The 17,494-nt window shown below is 33.5% G+C and carries 23 protein-coding genes; 11 read left to right on the top strand and 12 right to left on the bottom strand.

Annotated elements, in window-relative coordinates:
• The first annotated feature begins 2 nt into the window (after window positions 1-2).
• Both thiD and fabI read left to right on the top strand, forming a co-directional pair.
• Window positions 3-806: a bifunctional hydroxymethylpyrimidine kinase/phosphomethylpyrimidine kinase gene (gene thiD / locus FS935_RS12530; RefSeq protein ID WP_146948928.1), complete on the top strand. Its 804-nt coding sequence runs from the start codon at window positions 3-5 to the stop codon at window positions 804-806.
• 601 nt (window positions 807-1,407) lie between these two features.
• Window positions 1,408-2,181, top strand: a complete 774-nt coding sequence (gene fabI / locus FS935_RS12525) for an enoyl-ACP reductase FabI (RefSeq protein ID WP_146948927.1) — start codon at window positions 1,408-1,410, stop codon at window positions 2,179-2,181.
• 128 nt (window positions 2,182-2,309) lie between these two features.
• Here fabI and FS935_RS12520 read toward each other — a convergent pair whose 3' ends face one another.
• On the bottom strand, window positions 2,310-3,254 hold the full coding sequence (locus tag FS935_RS12520; RefSeq protein ID WP_146948926.1) for an EAL domain-containing protein: 945 nt from the start codon (window positions 3,252-3,254) through the stop codon (window positions 2,310-2,312).
• Between the two features lie 277 nt (window positions 3,255-3,531).
• On the opposite strand from FS935_RS12520, the gene FS935_RS12515 reads away from it, so the two are divergent.
• The gene (locus tag FS935_RS12515) at window positions 3,532-4,092 is read left to right on the top strand and encodes a CotO family spore coat protein (protein WP_146948925.1); all 561 of its coding nucleotides are present in this window, start codon (window positions 3,532-3,534) and stop codon (window positions 4,090-4,092) included.
• 169 nt (window positions 4,093-4,261) lie between these two features.
• Here the strand turns inward: FS935_RS12515 and FS935_RS12510 are convergent, their stop codons facing one another.
• The 5 genes from FS935_RS12510 to FS935_RS12490 all read right to left on the bottom strand — a co-directional run bounded on the left by FS935_RS12510 (window position 4,262) and on the right by FS935_RS12490 (window position 7,073).
• Complete coding sequence (locus tag FS935_RS12510; RefSeq protein ID WP_146948924.1) at window positions 4,262-4,672, bottom strand: CotY/CotZ family spore coat protein; 411 nt, start codon at window positions 4,670-4,672, stop codon at window positions 4,262-4,264.
• Between the two features lie 230 nt (window positions 4,673-4,902).
• Window positions 4,903-5,379 carry a CotY/CotZ family spore coat protein gene (locus FS935_RS12505; RefSeq protein WP_146948923.1) on the bottom strand — a complete coding sequence of 159 codons (477 nt, stop codon included), beginning with the start codon at window positions 5,377-5,379 and terminating at the stop codon, window positions 4,903-4,905.
• 331 nt (window positions 5,380-5,710) lie between these two features.
• A complete protein-coding gene (locus tag FS935_RS12500; RefSeq protein ID WP_146948922.1) occupies window positions 5,711-6,202 on the bottom strand; it encodes a spore coat protein in 492 nt (163 codons plus the stop codon).
• 93 nt (window positions 6,203-6,295) lie between these two features.
• The gene (locus tag FS935_RS12495; RefSeq protein WP_146948921.1) at window positions 6,296-6,574 is read right to left on the bottom strand and encodes a hypothetical protein; all 279 of its coding nucleotides are present in this window, start codon (window positions 6,572-6,574) and stop codon (window positions 6,296-6,298) included.
• An 85-nt stretch (window positions 6,575-6,659) separates the two neighbouring features.
• Window positions 6,660-7,073, bottom strand: a complete 414-nt coding sequence (locus FS935_RS12490; RefSeq protein ID WP_240050899.1) for a spore coat protein — start codon at window positions 7,071-7,073, stop codon at window positions 6,660-6,662.
• A gap of 295 nt (window positions 7,074-7,368) precedes the next feature.
• Between FS935_RS12490 and FS935_RS12485 the strand changes: the two genes are divergently transcribed.
• Window positions 7,369-7,719 (top strand): DUF1360 domain-containing protein, encoded by a 351-nt coding sequence (locus FS935_RS12485; RefSeq protein WP_146948919.1) that lies wholly within the window; start codon window positions 7,369-7,371, stop codon window positions 7,717-7,719.
• A gap of 178 nt (window positions 7,720-7,897) precedes the next feature.
• On the top strand, window positions 7,898-8,023 hold the full coding sequence (locus FS935_RS24220; protein ID WP_275580289.1) for a hypothetical protein: 126 nt from the start codon (window positions 7,898-7,900) through the stop codon (window positions 8,021-8,023).
• A gap of 277 nt (window positions 8,024-8,300) precedes the next feature.
• Here the strand turns inward: FS935_RS24220 and FS935_RS12480 are convergent, their stop codons facing one another.
• Window positions 8,301-9,176 carry a vanadium-dependent haloperoxidase gene (locus FS935_RS12480; RefSeq protein ID WP_146948918.1) on the bottom strand — a complete coding sequence of 292 codons (876 nt, stop codon included), beginning with the start codon at window positions 9,174-9,176 and terminating at the stop codon, window positions 8,301-8,303.
• A gap of 152 nt (window positions 9,177-9,328) precedes the next feature.
• Between FS935_RS12480 and FS935_RS12475 the strand changes: the two genes are divergently transcribed.
• The 4 genes from FS935_RS12475 (at window position 9,329) to spoVIF (ending at window position 10,951) form a co-directional block, all read left to right on the top strand.
• Window positions 9,329-10,051 (top strand): DUF421 domain-containing protein, encoded by a 723-nt coding sequence (locus FS935_RS12475; protein ID WP_146948917.1) that lies wholly within the window; start codon window positions 9,329-9,331, stop codon window positions 10,049-10,051.
• The gene (gene yjzK, locus FS935_RS12470) at window positions 10,044-10,253 is read left to right on the top strand and encodes a protein YjzK (RefSeq protein WP_146948916.1); all 210 of its coding nucleotides are present in this window, start codon (window positions 10,044-10,046) and stop codon (window positions 10,251-10,253) included. Before FS935_RS12475 ends, yjzK begins: the two co-directional genes overlap by 8 nt.
• A 144-nt stretch (window positions 10,254-10,397) precedes the next feature.
• Window positions 10,398-10,517 (top strand): YjcZ family sporulation protein, encoded by a 120-nt coding sequence (locus tag FS935_RS12465; RefSeq protein WP_146948915.1) that lies wholly within the window; start codon window positions 10,398-10,400, stop codon window positions 10,515-10,517.
• Between the two features lie 179 nt (window positions 10,518-10,696).
• Entirely contained in the window at window positions 10,697-10,951 is a 255-nt protein-coding gene (gene spoVIF / locus FS935_RS12460) for a sporulation-specific transcription regulator SpoVIF (protein WP_146948914.1), read from the top strand.
• A 90-nt stretch (window positions 10,952-11,041) separates the two neighbouring features.
• On the opposite strand, the gene FS935_RS12455 is transcribed toward spoVIF, so the two are convergent.
• Entirely contained in the window at window positions 11,042-13,318 is a 2,277-nt protein-coding gene (locus FS935_RS12455) for an ATP-dependent helicase (protein WP_146948913.1), read from the bottom strand.
• A 187-nt stretch (window positions 13,319-13,505) separates the two neighbouring features.
• Here FS935_RS12455 and FS935_RS12450 point away from each other — a divergent pair, with 187 nt between their 5' ends.
• Window positions 13,506-13,751, top strand: coding sequence for a hypothetical protein (locus tag FS935_RS12450; protein ID WP_146948912.1), 246 nt, complete (start codon window positions 13,506-13,508; stop codon window positions 13,749-13,751).
• A 35-nt stretch (window positions 13,752-13,786) separates the two neighbouring features.
• Window positions 13,787-14,686, top strand: a complete 900-nt coding sequence (locus tag FS935_RS12445; RefSeq protein ID WP_146948911.1) for an MBL fold metallo-hydrolase — start codon at window positions 13,787-13,789, stop codon at window positions 14,684-14,686.
• Between the two features lie 33 nt (window positions 14,687-14,719).
• Here the strand turns inward: FS935_RS12445 and FS935_RS12440 are convergent, their stop codons facing one another.
• The 4 genes from FS935_RS12440 to FS935_RS12425 all read right to left on the bottom strand — a co-directional run bounded on the left by FS935_RS12440 (window position 14,720) and on the right by FS935_RS12425 (window position 17,475).
• Window positions 14,720-15,397: a DUF421 domain-containing protein gene (locus tag FS935_RS12440; RefSeq protein ID WP_146948910.1), complete on the bottom strand. Its 678-nt coding sequence runs from the start codon at window positions 15,395-15,397 to the stop codon at window positions 14,720-14,722.
• Window positions 15,398-15,705: 308 nt separating this feature from the next.
• Window positions 15,706-16,131: a GNAT family N-acetyltransferase gene (locus FS935_RS12435; RefSeq protein WP_146948909.1), complete on the bottom strand. Its 426-nt coding sequence runs from the start codon at window positions 16,129-16,131 to the stop codon at window positions 15,706-15,708.
• Window positions 16,132-16,650: a YjcG family protein gene (locus tag FS935_RS12430; protein WP_146948908.1), complete on the bottom strand. Its 519-nt coding sequence runs from the start codon at window positions 16,648-16,650 to the stop codon at window positions 16,132-16,134. It abuts the gene before it with no gap.
• A 99-nt stretch (window positions 16,651-16,749) separates the two neighbouring features.
• The gene (locus FS935_RS12425; protein WP_146948907.1) at window positions 16,750-17,475 is read right to left on the bottom strand and encodes an alpha/beta hydrolase; all 726 of its coding nucleotides are present in this window, start codon (window positions 17,473-17,475) and stop codon (window positions 16,750-16,752) included.
• Window positions 17,476-17,494 lie beyond the last annotated feature (19 nt).

Here is a 17,494-nt window from a genome sequence, read left to right as displayed (position 1 = left end):
AGATGACTGTGCCTCGTGCATTAACAATAGCAGGATCTGATTCAGGTGGGGGAGCAGGTATTCAAGCCGACTTAAAAACATTCCAGGAGCTTGGTGTATTTGGCATGACAGCGATAACTGCTGTAACAGCACAAAATACACTTGGAGTTCAAGGAGTGTATCCATTATCTGTGGAAGCCTTAAAAACCCAAATTCAATCAATCGCAACAGACTTAAATCCACATGCAATCAAAACAGGAATGCTTTTTAATGCAGAGATGATTCAGTTAGTTTCAGAGCAAGTTAGAGAATATAACTGGGAAAACCTTATCGTTGATCCCGTAATGGTTGCAAAAGGTGGTCAATCTCTGTTACTTGAGGAAGCAGTGGAAGCTTTAATTACTTCATTATTACCATTAGCCAAGGTTATTACTCCAAATATACCTGAAGCAGAGGTTTTAACTGGTATGAAGATTGTAACGTTAGATCACAAAAAAGCCGCTGCAAAAAAACTGCATCAACTAGGTGCTCAACATGTCATCATTAAAGGTGGTCACGATATCTTAGGAGATACTGTGAGTGATTTACTTTATGATGGACAGTACTTTGAAGAGTTTACAGGACCAAGAAAAGAGACAAAACATACACATGGCACAGGCTGTACCTATGCTGCTGCGATCACTGCTGAAATAAGTAAAGGTAGATCAGTATCAGAAGCGGTAACTACAGCAAAGTCATTTATTCAGGCGGCAATTGAAGAGGAATTAGGCTTTGGTAGTGGACATGGTCCAACAAATCATTGGGCTTTTAACAAGACACGTTTCTAAATTCCGCCCTATAGGTGGTGAATGATTAAGCTACCCCTCCATAAAAACTGGAAGGAAAGTGAAACCCTTGCAGAGGAATCAATAACTATGTATACAGTGGCAAGGTTTAATTACGGTATAAATAAATTTAAAGAGGTTGGGGCATTAGTATTTAAGCTAATGATAAACTCGAATTATTAGGTGATAATTTAATTAAACATTCGCCTAATAGTTCGGGTTTTTATTTGCCGTTTTTAATAGTTTTTTTGATTTTGCATACTTATTTATAAGAACTAGTGTAATGGAGCGGAAGACACTTGACTCCTGCGGGTGCAGAGGAAATGCTGAGACCCCACAGGCGCTTGCGCCGAGGAGGCTCAGCTTCCTCCCCGCGGAAAGCAAGTGTCTGCAGCGCAATGGAACGAACTAATTACTTTCTTAAAATTTAGTGATTTTAGTCTTAGTATGTTTTTGTTCTTCAAATGACTAATAGCAAAATTAAAGATAAACTCAGAAAACAAGGAATATTAACTGTACCATAAACTAAATAGCGATTTTTGATTTTTAGTGATATAATTATAACCAGGTACTAATAACATGTATTAATTTTAGGAGGCTGTATATGAATTTATCACTTAGTGGACGTAATATAGTGGTCATGGGAGTAGCAAACAAACGTAGCATTGCATGGGGAATTGCACGTTCTTTACATAATGCAGGAGCAAAGTTAATCTTTACTTATGCTGGAGAACGCTTAGAAAAATCTGTTCGTGATTTAGCAGAATCTCTAGAGCGAAATGATTCTCTTGTTTTACCTTGTGATGTAACAAATGATGAGGAAGTTAAAACATGTTTTACTAAGATTAAAGAAGAAGTAGGTGTTATACATGGCATAGCTCATTGTATCGCATTTGCTCATAAAGAAGAGCTTCAAGGAGAGTATTTAAACACAACACGTGATGGCTTTTTATTAGCGCATAATATTAGCTCATATTCTTTAACAGCTGTAGCTAAAGAAGCGAGATCTCTAATGTCTGAGGGAGGAAGCATTGTTACTTTAACATATCTTGGTGGAGAGCGTGTATTACCTAATTACAATGTTATGGGTGTTGCAAAAGCTTCACTAGATGCAAGTGTAAGATACTTGGCAAGTGACCTTGGAAAAGATGGAATTCGTGTTAATTCTATTTCAGCTGGTCCAATACGTACACTTTCAGCGAAGGGTATTAGTGATTTTAATTCAATTTTAAAAGAAATTGAAGAGCGCTCACCACTTCGTCGTACAACAACACCAGAAGAAGTAGGAGATACTGCTTTATTCCTATTCAGTGATTTATCTAGAGGAATGACGGGTGAAAACCTTCACGTTGATTCAGGATATCATATTCTAGCATAATGATTTTTATTTGAAACTTTCTAAATAAACGAGCGCTTATTTTCATGTGGTTTAAAAGTCACTTGAACATAAGCGCTCTTTTTATATGCTGTCAAAGTTCCTTTCATACATCAATATATTAACTTCGTTTACATATTGGTGTATGAAAGGATACTTTTCTTCACCTTAACAAATTTGCTTGCAGGCTGGCGACTAATGACAATTCCATTTTGCGTAATAATAATCTCATCATTAATATCAGCTACAATTGATTTATGGCTTTGCTTTAAATTTACTAATTTCATGCATTGTTTTGCCACTTCATTAATTGTTGGAATAGGATTATTTGGTCGGGCAATAAAAAAGCCTTGTCCATATTCAATACCTAAATCCATGACCTTTTTCAATTCAGACTCTGTTTCGATACCTTCAGCAATAATTTTACTATTCATTTTCTTGGCGAATGATACAAATGCTTCTAAAATATTGGCTTTAACTGGATTGTTATCGATTCCACTTACAAGAGATCGATCAACTTTAATGTAATCTGGCATTAATTCTGATATTGATTGTAATGAAGAGTAGCCAGCACCAGCATCATCAACCGCAATTTGAAATCCTTGTTCACGGTAGTGGTGCAACACATTGCGAAAAGCAGCGAAGTCACTTATTGCATTTCGTTCTGTAATTTCAAATACTACATTATTTGGATCTAGTCCATATTGCTTTAACAAAGAAATCGTATGACCAGGATTAAATTTATCATCGTAAATAACTTGTGAGTTTAGATTAATAAATAATTTCTTATCTTCTAGTATTCCTTTACTTTCCTCAAAGGTACGTTCTCTAGCAAGCTTTTCTAGAGAGTATAATAAGCCTTCATTTTCTGCAAATGGAAACAAACGAGTGGGGCTATGAAAATAGCTGTCAACAGGTCCTCTCGATAAAGCTTCAAAACCGAAGACTGCGTTTTTGCTATGAAAATGAACAATTGGTTGAAAGTAAATGGAAAGGTGTCTATTATGAAGTATGCTCAAAAATTCTTTCTGTAATTGAGCATCCAAATTGTTATGTTCACTACTAACATTGTTCATATATATCTCCTTAAATAATCTGCGTAATTCGACAATAACAATTAATTATTAAGGTAGCGTAAATTAATTGTAAAATTTTAATTTTTATTATTCTACTACTAGCTTTGTACTATCCATTAAGTTGTGTGTAAACCACTCCCGAAAATTTCGTTGAATAAAATCAGACTACAAAGTAGTACAAGTATTCTAGAGAAGAAACTTATAAAAATAGGCACATTACCCAGTTTTACTGCATAACATACTGTGTGCAAACATCTTTATCATTGGAGGTAGTGAAATGAGAAATAATCAGAAAAATAAAGATTATAAGATGAAGCCACTAATGTATATTGTCCAGCCGGATAATCAAGATATCAATGTGAATATGCAATCATTTGTTGTTAAGAAAACAAAATCAAAAGCAGTTGTTGACACGAACCAGGTTGAAGGTGATTCACAGGTTAAAACATTAGAAAGAGAGCCTTCCGTAGAAGAAGTGAATAAACTCAATATTGAGGCACAAGTGGAGGAAGAAAAAGATGTTGAAGTGAATCCACTAAAAGAAACCAATAGCTTACAAGGTGAAGAAGAGCAAGATCAGGAGCAAACTGTTAAACAATATCGTAAACAAAGAAAACCTATTACTCAAATGAATATTGCCGAAAAGATTGAGTTCTTTAAAAATCTTCCTAAAAATATGCCTAGAACATTATGTCAAATCGAAACAACTGAAGATACTTACCGTGGAGTTATTATGACAGAAGAAGATCGTATTGTTACAATCAGGTCGTTAACACATGCTAAACCAATTGATGTACCATTTGAAAACATTAAATCTATAAATTTATTAGGATTTTAAAAGGAGTCTTTTTTCTAGACTCTTTTTTTAGGGTTTTATTGTTTTTTTGTATTGCTACCATTTGAATTTACCACTAAATGACAAAAGTATGCGAAAGCGATAACTAAAAAGTTAGGCACTATTTCCTGTGCCTAACTTTTATCTAGCAGAATGTTTATTTTAGTGTGTCCTATTGTCTTAATAACAATGGTGATAAGCATTGAATGGCACAGAAGCAAGTAAGATCAACTTCAATACAATTTTGTGTTTTTATTAATTCTTTTACATCACAAATTTTTTCTGCATGATGACCGTGACAATCTAATGGCAGTAAAAGGCGTAATGTTGCACAACAATCATGGATGTTTTCAACTCTAAAGAAATTTGTTTTAAAGCATTGCTTTGAGCCTACATTTCCAAATGCATGAAAAGGATCTCCTTTGTCACTTAACAAGATAAACGGAATGGTATCTCCTAACGTTTTCACTGGATTAAGAAGATTACTATAACAGCTAGTAGGACATTTTTCACTTACCGCTTCTTGTTGATCTAGAATATCTTCAACCGCACTACATACACAATTTAAGTCTTTATTTTTCATATTTCTCCCCTCCTACTAATGTTCTTGCTATTAGTATAAGAAACTTCTTTTAAAATGGTGCTAGGTAGTAGCCTATTTTAGAAGAATTGTGATACTAATCAATAATATGATGTATAGAGATAGTAGTAGGCTGATATCTTTCTTAAGTATCTTTTTGGAAAATATAGATTTTATCCTTCTTAAAAGAAAAGACTGCTGAATTCAATCAGCAGTCTTAAGTTGTTGTTATATTAACGATAGTGTTTCTTGTCAGCAATACGATCAACTAGCTCTGGTGATAAACATTGAATAGCACAGAAGCAGTCAAGATCTACTTCAATACAGAAGTCAGTTTTTTCAAGACCGAAGAATCCTTCATCACAAGGACTACATACGCTTTCTGTGTTTCCGTCAACGTCTACTGGACGTAGAATTGATAATGTTGCACAGCAATCTTTGATTGCTTCAACACGGAAGAAAATTGATTGGAAGCAAGTCATATCATCAAGGAATCCACCAACATTACCGAATGCTTTGAATAATCCACCTTTTTTGTCAAACAAGATAAATGGAATTGTATCTTTTGTACCTGCTACAGGATTCAATAAATTACTGAAGCAGCTAGTCGGACAAGAGATATCTTCTACCGCTTCTTGTTCCGCTAAAATTTGTTCTACAGCTTCACATACACAATTGTTATCGAAGTCTTTTCTATCTTTGCAACCCATTATTAGCCATCTCCTTAATTAATAAATATTTGACTTTAGTCCTTAACAGACTATGTGGAATATGACTAGTGTGTGTGGGTTATCGTCTAGATTCTTATAGAATCGTTGGGAAGAAATTAGGTGAGCGCTGGTTTTCCTAGTGAATAAGGGGATGGATTTGCTATCTATTATGAAAAAGTAGGCTCTTTTTTAGAGGTCACTGTTCTGAAATGCACAATTAGGAAATAATAGAATAATTCATTTCTGTTTAAAACTCTGTTTATAGCACAATAAAGTATGAGTGAACTAAAAAACAAAAAAAAGCAGGGGGGGACCCTGCTTCTAAAGTTAATTAGAAGATATCGATGTTTACTACTAATGCGATTAAGATTTGTAGTAAAACTTGTAGAGAAATTGCAACATCTGTATCAGTTGTTGTCACATTTACATCACGAGAGTTTTCGATGATTAATTTTTGTCTGTTTAATTGTGTTGTGTCAGTTTGTTGCAATAATTGTTGAGTTACTTGCTCAGCGCGGTTGCTGTCAGCGATTGTTAAGTTAATAACTAATGCAATTGCTACTTGTAATGCTACTTGTAGTGATACAGCTACTTGAGTATCTGTAGAGTTAACATTGATGTCACAAGAATCTCTAACGATTATTGTTTCAGAAGAGATTTGATCAGTTTCATTAATTTGGTCTGCTGATTGACTTACTGTTGCATCATCGTTGAAGAAGTTGATGTTATTTCCAACAGCAGCCACCTCATCTTTAGAATAACAATCAGTCGGATGACAAGAGTTACGATCTAGTGCTACCCATTCATATGGTCTTGCTTCCATTGTTTAATTCCTCCTTTCGGTTTACTTTTATTAAATGATCAAAATTTATTTTTGTATAAGCCATCTATCTTGGTGATTTTGACCATTTTTGGTTTATTTGTCTTCTTTTTTCTTTTTAATCATGTCACGTAATGTTGTATTTTTCGGTGCATCTTCTTCAACAGGCTCTTCCTGCTTTTGTTTAGATCCTTTAACAAATTCATCAACTTGTGCTTGAAGATCTTCTACTACTTTTCGTAGCTGTGCTTTTTGGTCGTCAGATAATTTATTCTTCTTTTCTTCAGTAATGTTATTTTTGTTAAAAACATCTTGAACGAAAAGTTGCATCATTGTAGAAGAGATTTCTTGTAAATTTAATTTTTCATTAGACATTTTTTTTCACCTCACATTTCATTTAAACCAGTAACAAAAACATTCTAGTGCGATAAATAGTTTATTCAAATAAGCTTGTTATTGTTTAAAGAATGTCAATTTGAACAAGTAATGCTAATAAAATTTGAATTAACACTTGTAAGGAAATTGCTACATCAGTATCTGTTGTTGTGATCGTAACATCACGAGAGTTTTCGATAATAAGTTTTTGTTTATTTACTTGTTTAATAACTGAACTTTGTAATAGCTGTTGAGTAACTTGCTCAGCACGATTACTATCGGCAATTGTTAGGTTAATAACTAAAGCAATTGCAACTTGAACAGCTGCTTGCAATGAAACAGCAACTTGCGTATCAGTTGAAGTGACATCAATATTGCAAGAATCTTTAATGAATATATACTCCTCTGAAGCTTGAACGGTTTCGTTTATTTGTACAGCATCTTGTGTTGATTCCTCTTTCTTACAATCTTCTAATGCTGACCATCTTTTTGTAGTCATGAACATTCACTCCTTTCATTGATTAGAGATAAAAAGGATAGCACAAGCACAATACATTTCTTCCCCTCATGAAAAGGTAATAAAAAATGTTGATTTGATTGTGCTAACCTTTTACTTGTAGTTAATGCAGATTCCCTAGCTTTTGTATGAGTCAAACATACAGCTTTGCACCCATTTTTTAGATAAATGCTGATGGACGAACAGTTAAAAGTTGAATAAGAAGCTAGTCTTATATTCTTAAGTGATTTCATTTTTCATAAGTATATAGAGTTCCTAAAAGGAAGGGTGGGATGTTATGGTTACAGGATTTCAATTTATTCTTTTTGGGTTTGCTGCTTTTCGTTTAACGCGGCTTATTGTGTTTGATCAGATAACCTTGTTCTTACGTAAACCTTTTCATGATGAAATTGAGGAAGTGAATGAGGAAGGAGAGGTTGAAACTTATATAGAAATTAAAGGAACAGGATTTAAAGCATGGATTGGTGAACTACTAAGCTGCTACTGGTGTACTGGTGTATGGTGTTCAGCTTTTTTATATGGATTATGGATGGTTTGGTCACAGGGTACAGAGATTCTTATCATGATTCTAGCTATAGCAGGATTTGCTGGTGTCATTGAATCATTAACAAAAAAGTTGATAGATTAGGCCTTTACCTTAGAAACAATTAATCCCTGCTACATAAAATGGGATATAGAAGCTGAAATTATCAATGCTCTTAAGTTTCCAGAATATCTAAAGACTACTTTACAGACGACCTTAAATGAAATGTCCTTTAGTTTGGTAAGAATTATCAATATATAAGAAAAGGAAGGTGGGATGTTTGATGAATAAGGCTCGCTTGAATCCTTCCGTTAAAACGACTGACACGAACCAATCAGTTTCTGTATCAAGACCAAAAAAAGTCAAAAAAAGTGGCTGTGGCTGCGGGAAAAAAAAGAAACGTTCTTAATGTCATAAATGCTATTTTAGCTTCTAGCACGATAAGAGTATATAAAAGGACTGATCTTAACAGATCAGTCCTTTCAGTGTGTAGACAAAGTATATTTTCAAGCCCTTCAGACTGATTGAAAACGCTTGACTTTCAAGGCACGAAGCCTTGTGAGGAGCGGAGTTACCCGATTTGGTAATGAGCACCGCAGCAAGGTGAGTAACGAAGAAAGCGAGCGTTTGTCAACAGTCTGAAAGGACTGATCATAACAGATCAGTCCTTTTAGTGTTATAACAAGCTATATATATAATTTTGGTTTTCTAGGGATTTCCTTAGTTCTATTCATATTTTTCACTAATGATTGACATTCTTCAGAAAATTCATAAGGAATAACTTGCTGATAATCTGAAGGTGGGTTGATATCAACTAGGTTAGATCGTGAATAATGACGGTCAATTGAAAGGTTACGATTATCAACTTGATTCCCAACATGATTTGCTATGATACGTCCAAGCTGTCTTCCAAGTTTAAGCCCCTCATCATTATCAACAGGAAAATGAACGCCTCCATACAACCTTGATATGGCATTTGTTTTTGCAACTGTATGAATTTTACCTTTTGCTCCTGGGAAGAAGTAACTTAGGACTTCCTCTGCACAGCCAGCGATTGTTGCATGACCTGAAGGATAGGTTGGATGGCGTGGTGTACAAAGAATTGGTTCTAAATTTTGGTTATATTGATTTGGTCTTGCAACAAGCCATTTATATTTTAGCTCCCAAGCAACAATAAAAGCATCATTTATTGCTGCTTCTGTAATAGCTAATATTCTAGCTGCATGAGGTGCTGACACACCATATGAATCGATGAGTCGATCGATTACTGGTGTCCATTGCTTGGTTGCTACTCCAGTTCCGTAATATTTAGCAATGTCTATCTGCTCGTTTGTGATGTTTTCAAGAACATCTTCAACCCTTCCTAATTGTTTTTCCCAATTGATTTTATCTGGATGAGTTATGTTCAAGCGTATCAAACGACCATTTGGATCTGAGAAAGTACCATCTTCATTGTTTTTTAGAAAAAATGGAACCCACGAGCCTGCATGTGGAGCCTCTCCATTTTTGGGTGGATGACGTTCACCAGCATACGGGTGCTCATTCCATCTTAAATAGTTCATATTATAAACCTCCCTTTTATGCGATTAATACAATATATGGAAGAGGTAGTTAACAGGGAAAGGCGAAAGTACCAAATGGTTAAATAACATAATTTTACAAGTAGTGTGTATACTAAAAAATATTTAAAATGGTTTTATAAGGAGAAGGATACATGCCAGAGTGGATTGAAGTTATTATAAGATCAATCTCAATTATATTCGGGTTATTTTTTATAACAAAACTTTTAGGAAAAAAGCAATTATCGAAGTTATCTTTTTTTGAATATATTACAGGTATAACAGTTGGTGATATTGCAGGGACACTTTCGATGGATATTGAATTAAATTTGGTAAATGGAATTTCTTCTATTTTAATATGGTCTCTTGTTCCAATCGTTATATCGATATTTTCACTAAAAAGTAAGGGTTTCCGAGATATTGTAGAAGGAAAAGCGACAACTTTTATTCAAGATGGAAAGATATTAGAAGGAAATATGAGAAAAGAAAAGTATAGTGCAGATGAACTTCTAGAGCAACTGCGAAAAAAAGATATATTTCAAGTTTCAGATGTAGAATTCGCTATATTAGAAACGAATGGTGAATTAAGTGTTTTATTAAAACAAGAGAAACAACAAGTTAAATGGGAAGATATACTTCATAAAAAAGTTAAATATTATGAAAGACCAATAACAATTATTTCGGATGGGACATTTCTAGAAAATACAATTTACGAGGCTGGCTATAGTCTTGAGTGGGTAAGAGAAAAGCTGCAATCAAGAAAAAAAGATGTGAAAGATGTGTTTTTAGGTCAAATTGATTCTTCTGGAGAAATATTTCTAGATTTTTATCATGACCATTTAGAAATTAAGAACAAGAAGGAGAAGGAAAATGGATAAAATTGAGCTGTTATTTAATGGGTGGATCCAAAATATTTATCGTCAGCATGAAAGATTACAAGGAAATGAAGATCAAAAATTAAAGATTAAGGATTTTGAGCTGGAAAGTATCGATTCAACAGCGAAATCCTTTGAAAAGAACATGGAATTTACTGCAAGTGAAATGGAGAAATGGTTAATAAAAAATCAACTAGATAAGTAAGAAAAAAATATTGTTAATTTCCGTTACAGGCATTAAATTTTCCGCTCGTTGTTTATTTCCTTATTTGTTAGGTAATCTGTCCAAACCATTATACCTTTTTTATCATAATGTGTAGAGATGATAGAGCATAGGAGGTGTTTTAACATGGGTTACGGTTACGCAGGAGGAGGATACTCAGGTGGCGGTTATTATGGTAATACCTTCGTATTAATCGTTGTATTGTTCATCCTTTTAATCATCGTTGGTGCTTCTTTCTATAGCTAATTTTAAAGAGCGGAAATACGGATATAAATTGTCTGTATTTCCGCTTTTTTTAATACATTTGAAAGAAATACTGTTGTTCATGTTAAAGGATTTACACAAGTATTTTTTAAGTAGGAAAATTTTAATCACATTTTTTATAGGAGTTCATAGTATATATCATGAATTAAGGAGGCGGGAAAATGGATAGCAAATTCTTTAAAAATCTTGAAGGCAAAACTGGTGTAAATATGAATGATGTTTTATCTTTGGCTAACTCTTTACAAGGCGCAAACTTTCAAGATGAAAAAACAGTACGTGGAGTTATTCAGCGAGTATCTCAAATTGCTAACAAACCAGTTTCAAAAGAAATGGAAGACAAAATTGTTAATTCAATTGTAAATGGTAAAGAAAAACTTGATTTTAATACAATTTCTAAAATGATGAATAAAAAATAAGATATCAAACTGATTTTCATAGTTTCATATCTATAAAGTAGCAAAAAAATGGTGTTGACTCAGTTGAGTTAACACCATTTTGATATTGATCTAAAGTAATGGCCTTAGAAAACGAGAAGTTGTTGCTTTTCTTCCTCGTCTATTTGAAGGACAAGAAATATATAAATGTTCTTTTGCTCTTGTCATGGCAACATAAAGTAAACGTCTTTCTTCTTCCAAAAATTCATAGTTTCCTTTTCTTGCAGATTCTAATGAAAAGTCATGTGGAAGTGAACCATCAACTGCCCCAATAATATAAACATATTTGTATTCAAGACCCTTTGCTCGGTGAACTGTCATCAATTGGACTCCTGTATCATGCGAATGTCCCTTTAATGCATGTTGAGTTGAAATCATATGATTTGTGTGTTGGAGGAATTCGTCGACATTAAGAAACTTCTTAGCTACAACTTTTAAATCATTTAAATCATCTGAACCCCTGTCCATTGAGTTTCCTTCATTACCTTGTTTCTTTAAATAATCGGTAAATCCTAACTCTTTTTCGATAATACCTAACGCAATAGCGGGTTTTTCAGTTTTTAAAGAGCTTATTCGAGGAATGATTTTATTAATTTTTGATATTTGAAATGCTGGAATACCCTTTACATGTAATAAAGCATCAAGAAGAGAGCAGTCATGTAATATCGATAAAGCTTTCACATCATTTAACGTGCTTTGCTTTAAAAAGAGAGCCCTAATAAAATCTGTTATTGCATCCGTATCATCTGGATTTACGCTTAAGCGTAAGTAAGCAAGAACACCACGAACCATTTTGCGCTCATAAAAAGAGTTCTGACCTTTTTCTATTGTAAAAGGGAGACTTGATGTAACAAATCTCTCGAAAACTGCTCGTCCACTTGTATGTGTTCGATAAAGCACAGCAAATTCATCAGGATTTGCACCAAGTTCAATTTTTTCTTTCATATCATTTATGATTAAAGTTGCTTCCTCTTCTTCATCATAAGGAAAAAAACAAATAGGTGATGTTTCTGACTGATACTGAGCAATCATTTTTTTACTTAATCTTTTTTTGTTTTTTGAGATCACTTCATTAGCTGTAGACACAATATGGTGATCTGATCGGTAGTTAGAAGAAAGAGAGATAATTTTAGCATCAGGAAATTCTTCTTTGAAATTGAGAATAAAAGAGGGCTCACTTCCTCTGAAGCTATAAATCGTTTGATCATCATCTCCAACTCCACAAAGATTGTTTGTGTGACGTGATAAAAGCTTCATTAAGTTGTATTGTACTGGATTAATATCTTGAAATTCATCAATTAAAAAATAGTGAAATCTCTTTTGGTATGCTTCTAATAACGTACTATTTTCTTTTAACATCTCATAGCATTGAACAAGCATATCATCAAAATCGAATTGCCTGTGTTTTCGCTTTTGCTCCTCATATTCCTTAAACAACGTTAAAGCAGTTTCTTCCCAATCATCAGCAGGCTTTATTTCACCAGGGGTTTTCATTGTGTTTTTCCAATACCCTATTTGTTGAATAGCTTGATCAAAAGGAAAATCTTTTTCATCAATGCTTAATTCTCGACATGATTGTTTTAAATAGTTTTCCTTTTGCCAGTCCCATTTTAATAAATTTTTCCCATTCCATTTTTCACTATTGTGGTGAATAAGCATTTTATAAAAAATACTATGAAAAGTACCAATCACTAACTGATTGAGTCCAACAGTCGAGTTTTTACTGTTTTGTGCTAAACGATCCTTCATTTCTCGAGCAGCTTTAGCTGTAAAAGTAACAAGCATAATTGATTTAGGATCAATTTCTTTTTCCTGCATCATATATAATGCTCGAGTTGTAAGTACACGTGTTTTCCCACTACCTGCTCCAGCTAAAACGAGCAAAGGTCCATCTATCGTTGTAACAGCTTCCTTTTGTTCGTGATCAAGTGGAATTCCAAGAAGCTGTGATGGTGTTTTTATTTTTAAAGAAACTGGTGCTCGACCTTTTATCGTTATAGGTTTTTGCCACTTTGATTCCTTGGGCTTTTCAACAGTGCCAATGCTTCTTGATTTAGGAATTCGGAAGCCATTTTCATTGTAGTAATCATTACCGATTTCTGTTTCAGTCATTTCTTGAGCTTTAATAGTAGGCGTTTCAATTAGTTGTTCTTGACACTTTTTATTGAGTTCCATATTAGAATGATAGAAATGAGGTGATTTGTTGATCCCTAAATACATTTTTATGGGGTGTTTGCATACAGCACATGCTATATCATCTTTTAAACTTGCTTCATATACTCTTTGATAATCTTCACGAGGTAAATGCAGCAAAGAAATAATTTGACCATTAAAAAATGCAGAATTCAAAAGCTTCACCTCCCATAAAATAGAAATAACTAACGTATATGTATAGATAAGAAAGTACAACGATATTCTTATCACATTGATTAAGCGACAAATTCTATCTTAACAGAATCAATGGTGATCGAAAAGCTAAAGTTATGATGGTTATCTCTCCAAAAAAAGGGGTATATAAAAATAAGAGGTGATTTTTATGGGTTATATTTTACCGATCCAGAATGATACGTATACTCAATATGTGAATCGAACTGTTTCTGTACAAAATCATTATTCTCATATATTACCAACAACTGCTGTACAGAAAACGACAGATCATGAAGAAGAACGTACAAGAGAAAGTAAGTCTAATTTTAAAGAAATTTTACATGAGAAAATGAAATACTCACAAAACATTGCACCCTATACAGGAAAAGGAAATCATTTTAACGAATACGTATAATGAAAAGAAATCTTCCTATTAAATGAGGGTGTAAAATGATCTTAAACTCAATAAATGATTGTTGTTATTATTTTCAAGGTGCTGTAAACATTGGTTATGTTAGAAGCGGAGAAAATGGTCTATTAATAGATGCTGGAATTGATAAAGCAACAATAAAAAAGGTACTAAAACTATTGAAAGAGAATGAGTTACCAGTTACTCATTTATTTATCACACACGCTCATGCTGATCATTACGGTGGAGCAGCTTATTTACAAAAAACAGAGAATATATACACATTTGCACCAGCCATCGAATCAGCAATACTAAGAAATCCAATATTGGAACCTTTATATTTGTTTCAAGGAAACATGCCATTACCAGAAATGAGAAATAAGTTTTTAGAGGGAGAACCAATTGATGTAGATGAAGAGGTTGCAGAAGGATATCTTATGTTTGGTGAGAAAGAAATTAAATGCATTGCTTTACCTGGTCATAGTATAAATCAATTTGGTTTAATAATAGATGAAGTTTTATATGCAGCAGATGCTTACTTTAGTGAAGAACAGCTTCACAAACATAAAATTCCATTTATTATTGATGCTAAGTCTACATTAAAGACATTGAAGCTTATTAAAAGGATGAATTGTGTTGGGGCATTACCTGGACATGGTCAATATGAAACGTCATTTCAAGAAACTGTAGAAGCAAATATTACATATCATCTTGAAATCCTAGACTCCATTCAATCCATGATTGATGAAAGAAAGGAAGAAGGTATTTCACATGAAAACTTAGTTAGTTTAGTATGTGAAAAATGGTCAGTAGAATTGAAGAATATTTCAATGTGGATGTTATTTAGAACAGCTATTACTTCATATGCCACATACCTTGTTGCAGAGGGGAAAATTGAATTATTTCTTAGTGATAATAAATTGCGGATTAAATCAAAATAAAGGTGAGGGTTTCAAACCCTCCTTATTGGCTACTCATTGAAAGGTTTGAATAAATAACCCTTCGCCCTCAAGCCATTCCGCATAGAATACATCCTTTGTATCTTTAATCTTATGTTGTTTCAATTGTTTTTCTAACCAAATAAAATCAAAACCGGCTTCTTTTAGATTTTTATTTAAAACTTTTCCATCTGTAATAAGTGTAATGGGGATATTTACATCTTTTGAATTTAAGTTAAGGTCATCTTTTGTAGGTGTTTCATATTTTGCTTTCTTTAATACACTAACAGTGCCATCTGTTTCAAGAACTGCATATTCAAGCTCTCTAATAGAGAAGACACTTTTTGATCTTATTAAATGTTGGAGTTGATTTATATCCAATTTACATTTTTTTAAACTGTCTCTTAGTATTTTTCCCTTTTGAATCACAATTGTAGGTTTTCCTTCTAAAAAGCCTCTTGTTTTACTCCATTTCTGAGTAATTATTTCTAATGTGAAAATGAGTAGTCCCCAAATAATAATAGCATATATAATTTTAGCTATGCCCGTTTCATCATCAAATATTGCATTTCCAACAAGTTCGCCGAGTACTAGAGCGGAAATAAAGTCAAATGTTGTGATTTGAGTGATTTGAGTTTTTCCTAATACTCTTGTTATGACAAAAAGTCCACAAAAGCCAATAATCAATTCGAGCGTGATTTGACCATATTCCATCCAAAACCCTCCGTATTGTTTACCATGCATTTATGATTTTCCAATGACCTAGTTTTTATACTGTGTTTTGAGGTGTGTTTAGATTTATTAACAAAAAGGAACTCAATGTAGATTTTTTACACTTTGTAGATTTGGTTAAGTATACTGAGAATCATTTTGGCGATGTGTGGGTAAAAGGTTACACCACAGTTCTCTAGGGGCTGGTGGTAAGTATTTATTTTTTCCAGGGTTGCGAGGCTATAGCATGAGTCAAAAACGAAAGTTTAGAGTGCCAACAAAAAAAGCTAACGCAATGTTAGCTTTTTTGTTTAATTACAATGTTTAACCATCGTAACATGAGGGATGCCAGCATCCATAAATTCTTCTGAAACAACTTCATAGCCCAATTTGTTGTAAAATGGGATAGCATGTGTTTGAGCATTTAACTTAAGCTTTTTAACACCTTGCTTTGTTGCAAGCTCTTCTAATTTAGTGACGATGACTTTACCAACACCTTTTTTACGTGCTGATTTCATCACACAAATTCTTTCAATTTTACCGTATCCTTCGACAATTCTAACGCGTCCTGCTCCAGAAGGTTGGTTATCATCATATAAAACAACATGTGTTGCTTCATCCTCATGTTGATCAATTTCTTCTTCTAGAGGAACTTGTTGTTCATCTACAAAAACTGTTTTTCTTACAAAGTATGCATCTTCTAGTTGTTCGTTTGTTGTAACTTGTTTTATTTCCAATTATTCGCTTTCCTTTCCAAGTAAAAATGTCTCATGAACGGTCCAAGAACCGTTATCTAGTTGATAGAGAAGGTGGAAGCGGTCAATCACTTCCTCATGATGAATATCTAGCATCTTAATACTACCAAGAACGTCAGAATGCTCATCATCTGATAGATTTTGTCCTATTGTAATATGTGGGACAAACGCATATTCGGGTTCACTGTTTAATGCACCAGTATGAAGGCGTTCATGTAGCTCTTGCATTTCATTTGTAGGCTCAACTTTTAAGTAAATGACATTATTAACAGGTGAAAAAGAGCTTACTTTCTTAATTTCAAGATGTAATGGTTGTGATGTTTTAGCTGTTTGGCGGAGCTCTTTTGTGATTTGTTCTAGATCTCCTTCTTCTGCATCAAAAGTTGACTTTAATGTAACATGCGGTGAAACTAATGCATAATGCGGATCATATCTTTTACGATAAGAGTTGACTAAATCTTGTAATTTCTTCGATGGAAAAAGGGCAATTCCGTATTTCATGCCATTCCCTCCTAGACATTTCATATAATGTTAGTATATCAAATTTTATAAAATAAACATATTTAAAGCAGATTAATCAATAAAGTTTTAGGAAATTGTCTATTCAAACATTTCTTTTAAGATAGGAGTTAGAGCAGGCTGCCAATATTTCCATGTATGATCACCATCAAATTCTTCATAAATATATGAAAAACCCTTTGTTGAAAGCACTTCATTTAATGTTCTATTTGGTGAAATAAAATCTGAAACTTCGCCATCAGTTGTTTTAACATTTGTTTCTTGTTTACCTATTTGATGATAAATGCTCGGTCGAGATGCTGATGAGAAGTTTTTCACAGCTTGTAAAACATCTTCATTTACATAAGGAGATTGTAAAATCAGTTTTCCGAATGTATTTGGATACGCTAAACCGGTAAGAAGAGAAACAGTTGCTCCAAGTGAATCACCAATAAGAGCACGACCATAGCCGATTTGATATGTAGGAAATTCTTTATCAAGATAAGGAACAAGTTCATGTGCTAAAAATCTAACGTATTTGGAAAACTTGGCACCATTCGGATGGTATTTGTCACGACGATCGTTTACATCGTTGTAAGGTATGCCAATGACAATCACATCTTCAATTTCTTCATTCTTCATTAATGCCTCAACCTGCCTGCCAACACGTCCAAGACGAAAATAATCCTGCCCATCCTGTGCGATAAGCAAACTGTATTTATATAGAGGAGAATAATTCTCTGGAAGATAAACAAGCAATGTTAACTCTTCCTGTAATGAATTCGAATAAAAAGTATGCTCTTTTACAATACCTGTTTGTTTGCTCATGATAAACCTCCTTAGAAGT

The organism is Metabacillus litoralis, assembly GCF_007994985.1.
Lineage (GTDB): Bacteria > Bacillota > Bacilli > Bacillales > Bacillaceae > Metabacillus > Metabacillus litoralis.
Note: the sequence above shows the minus strand (reverse complement) of the source record. Positions and strands in the feature narration are given on the sequence as shown.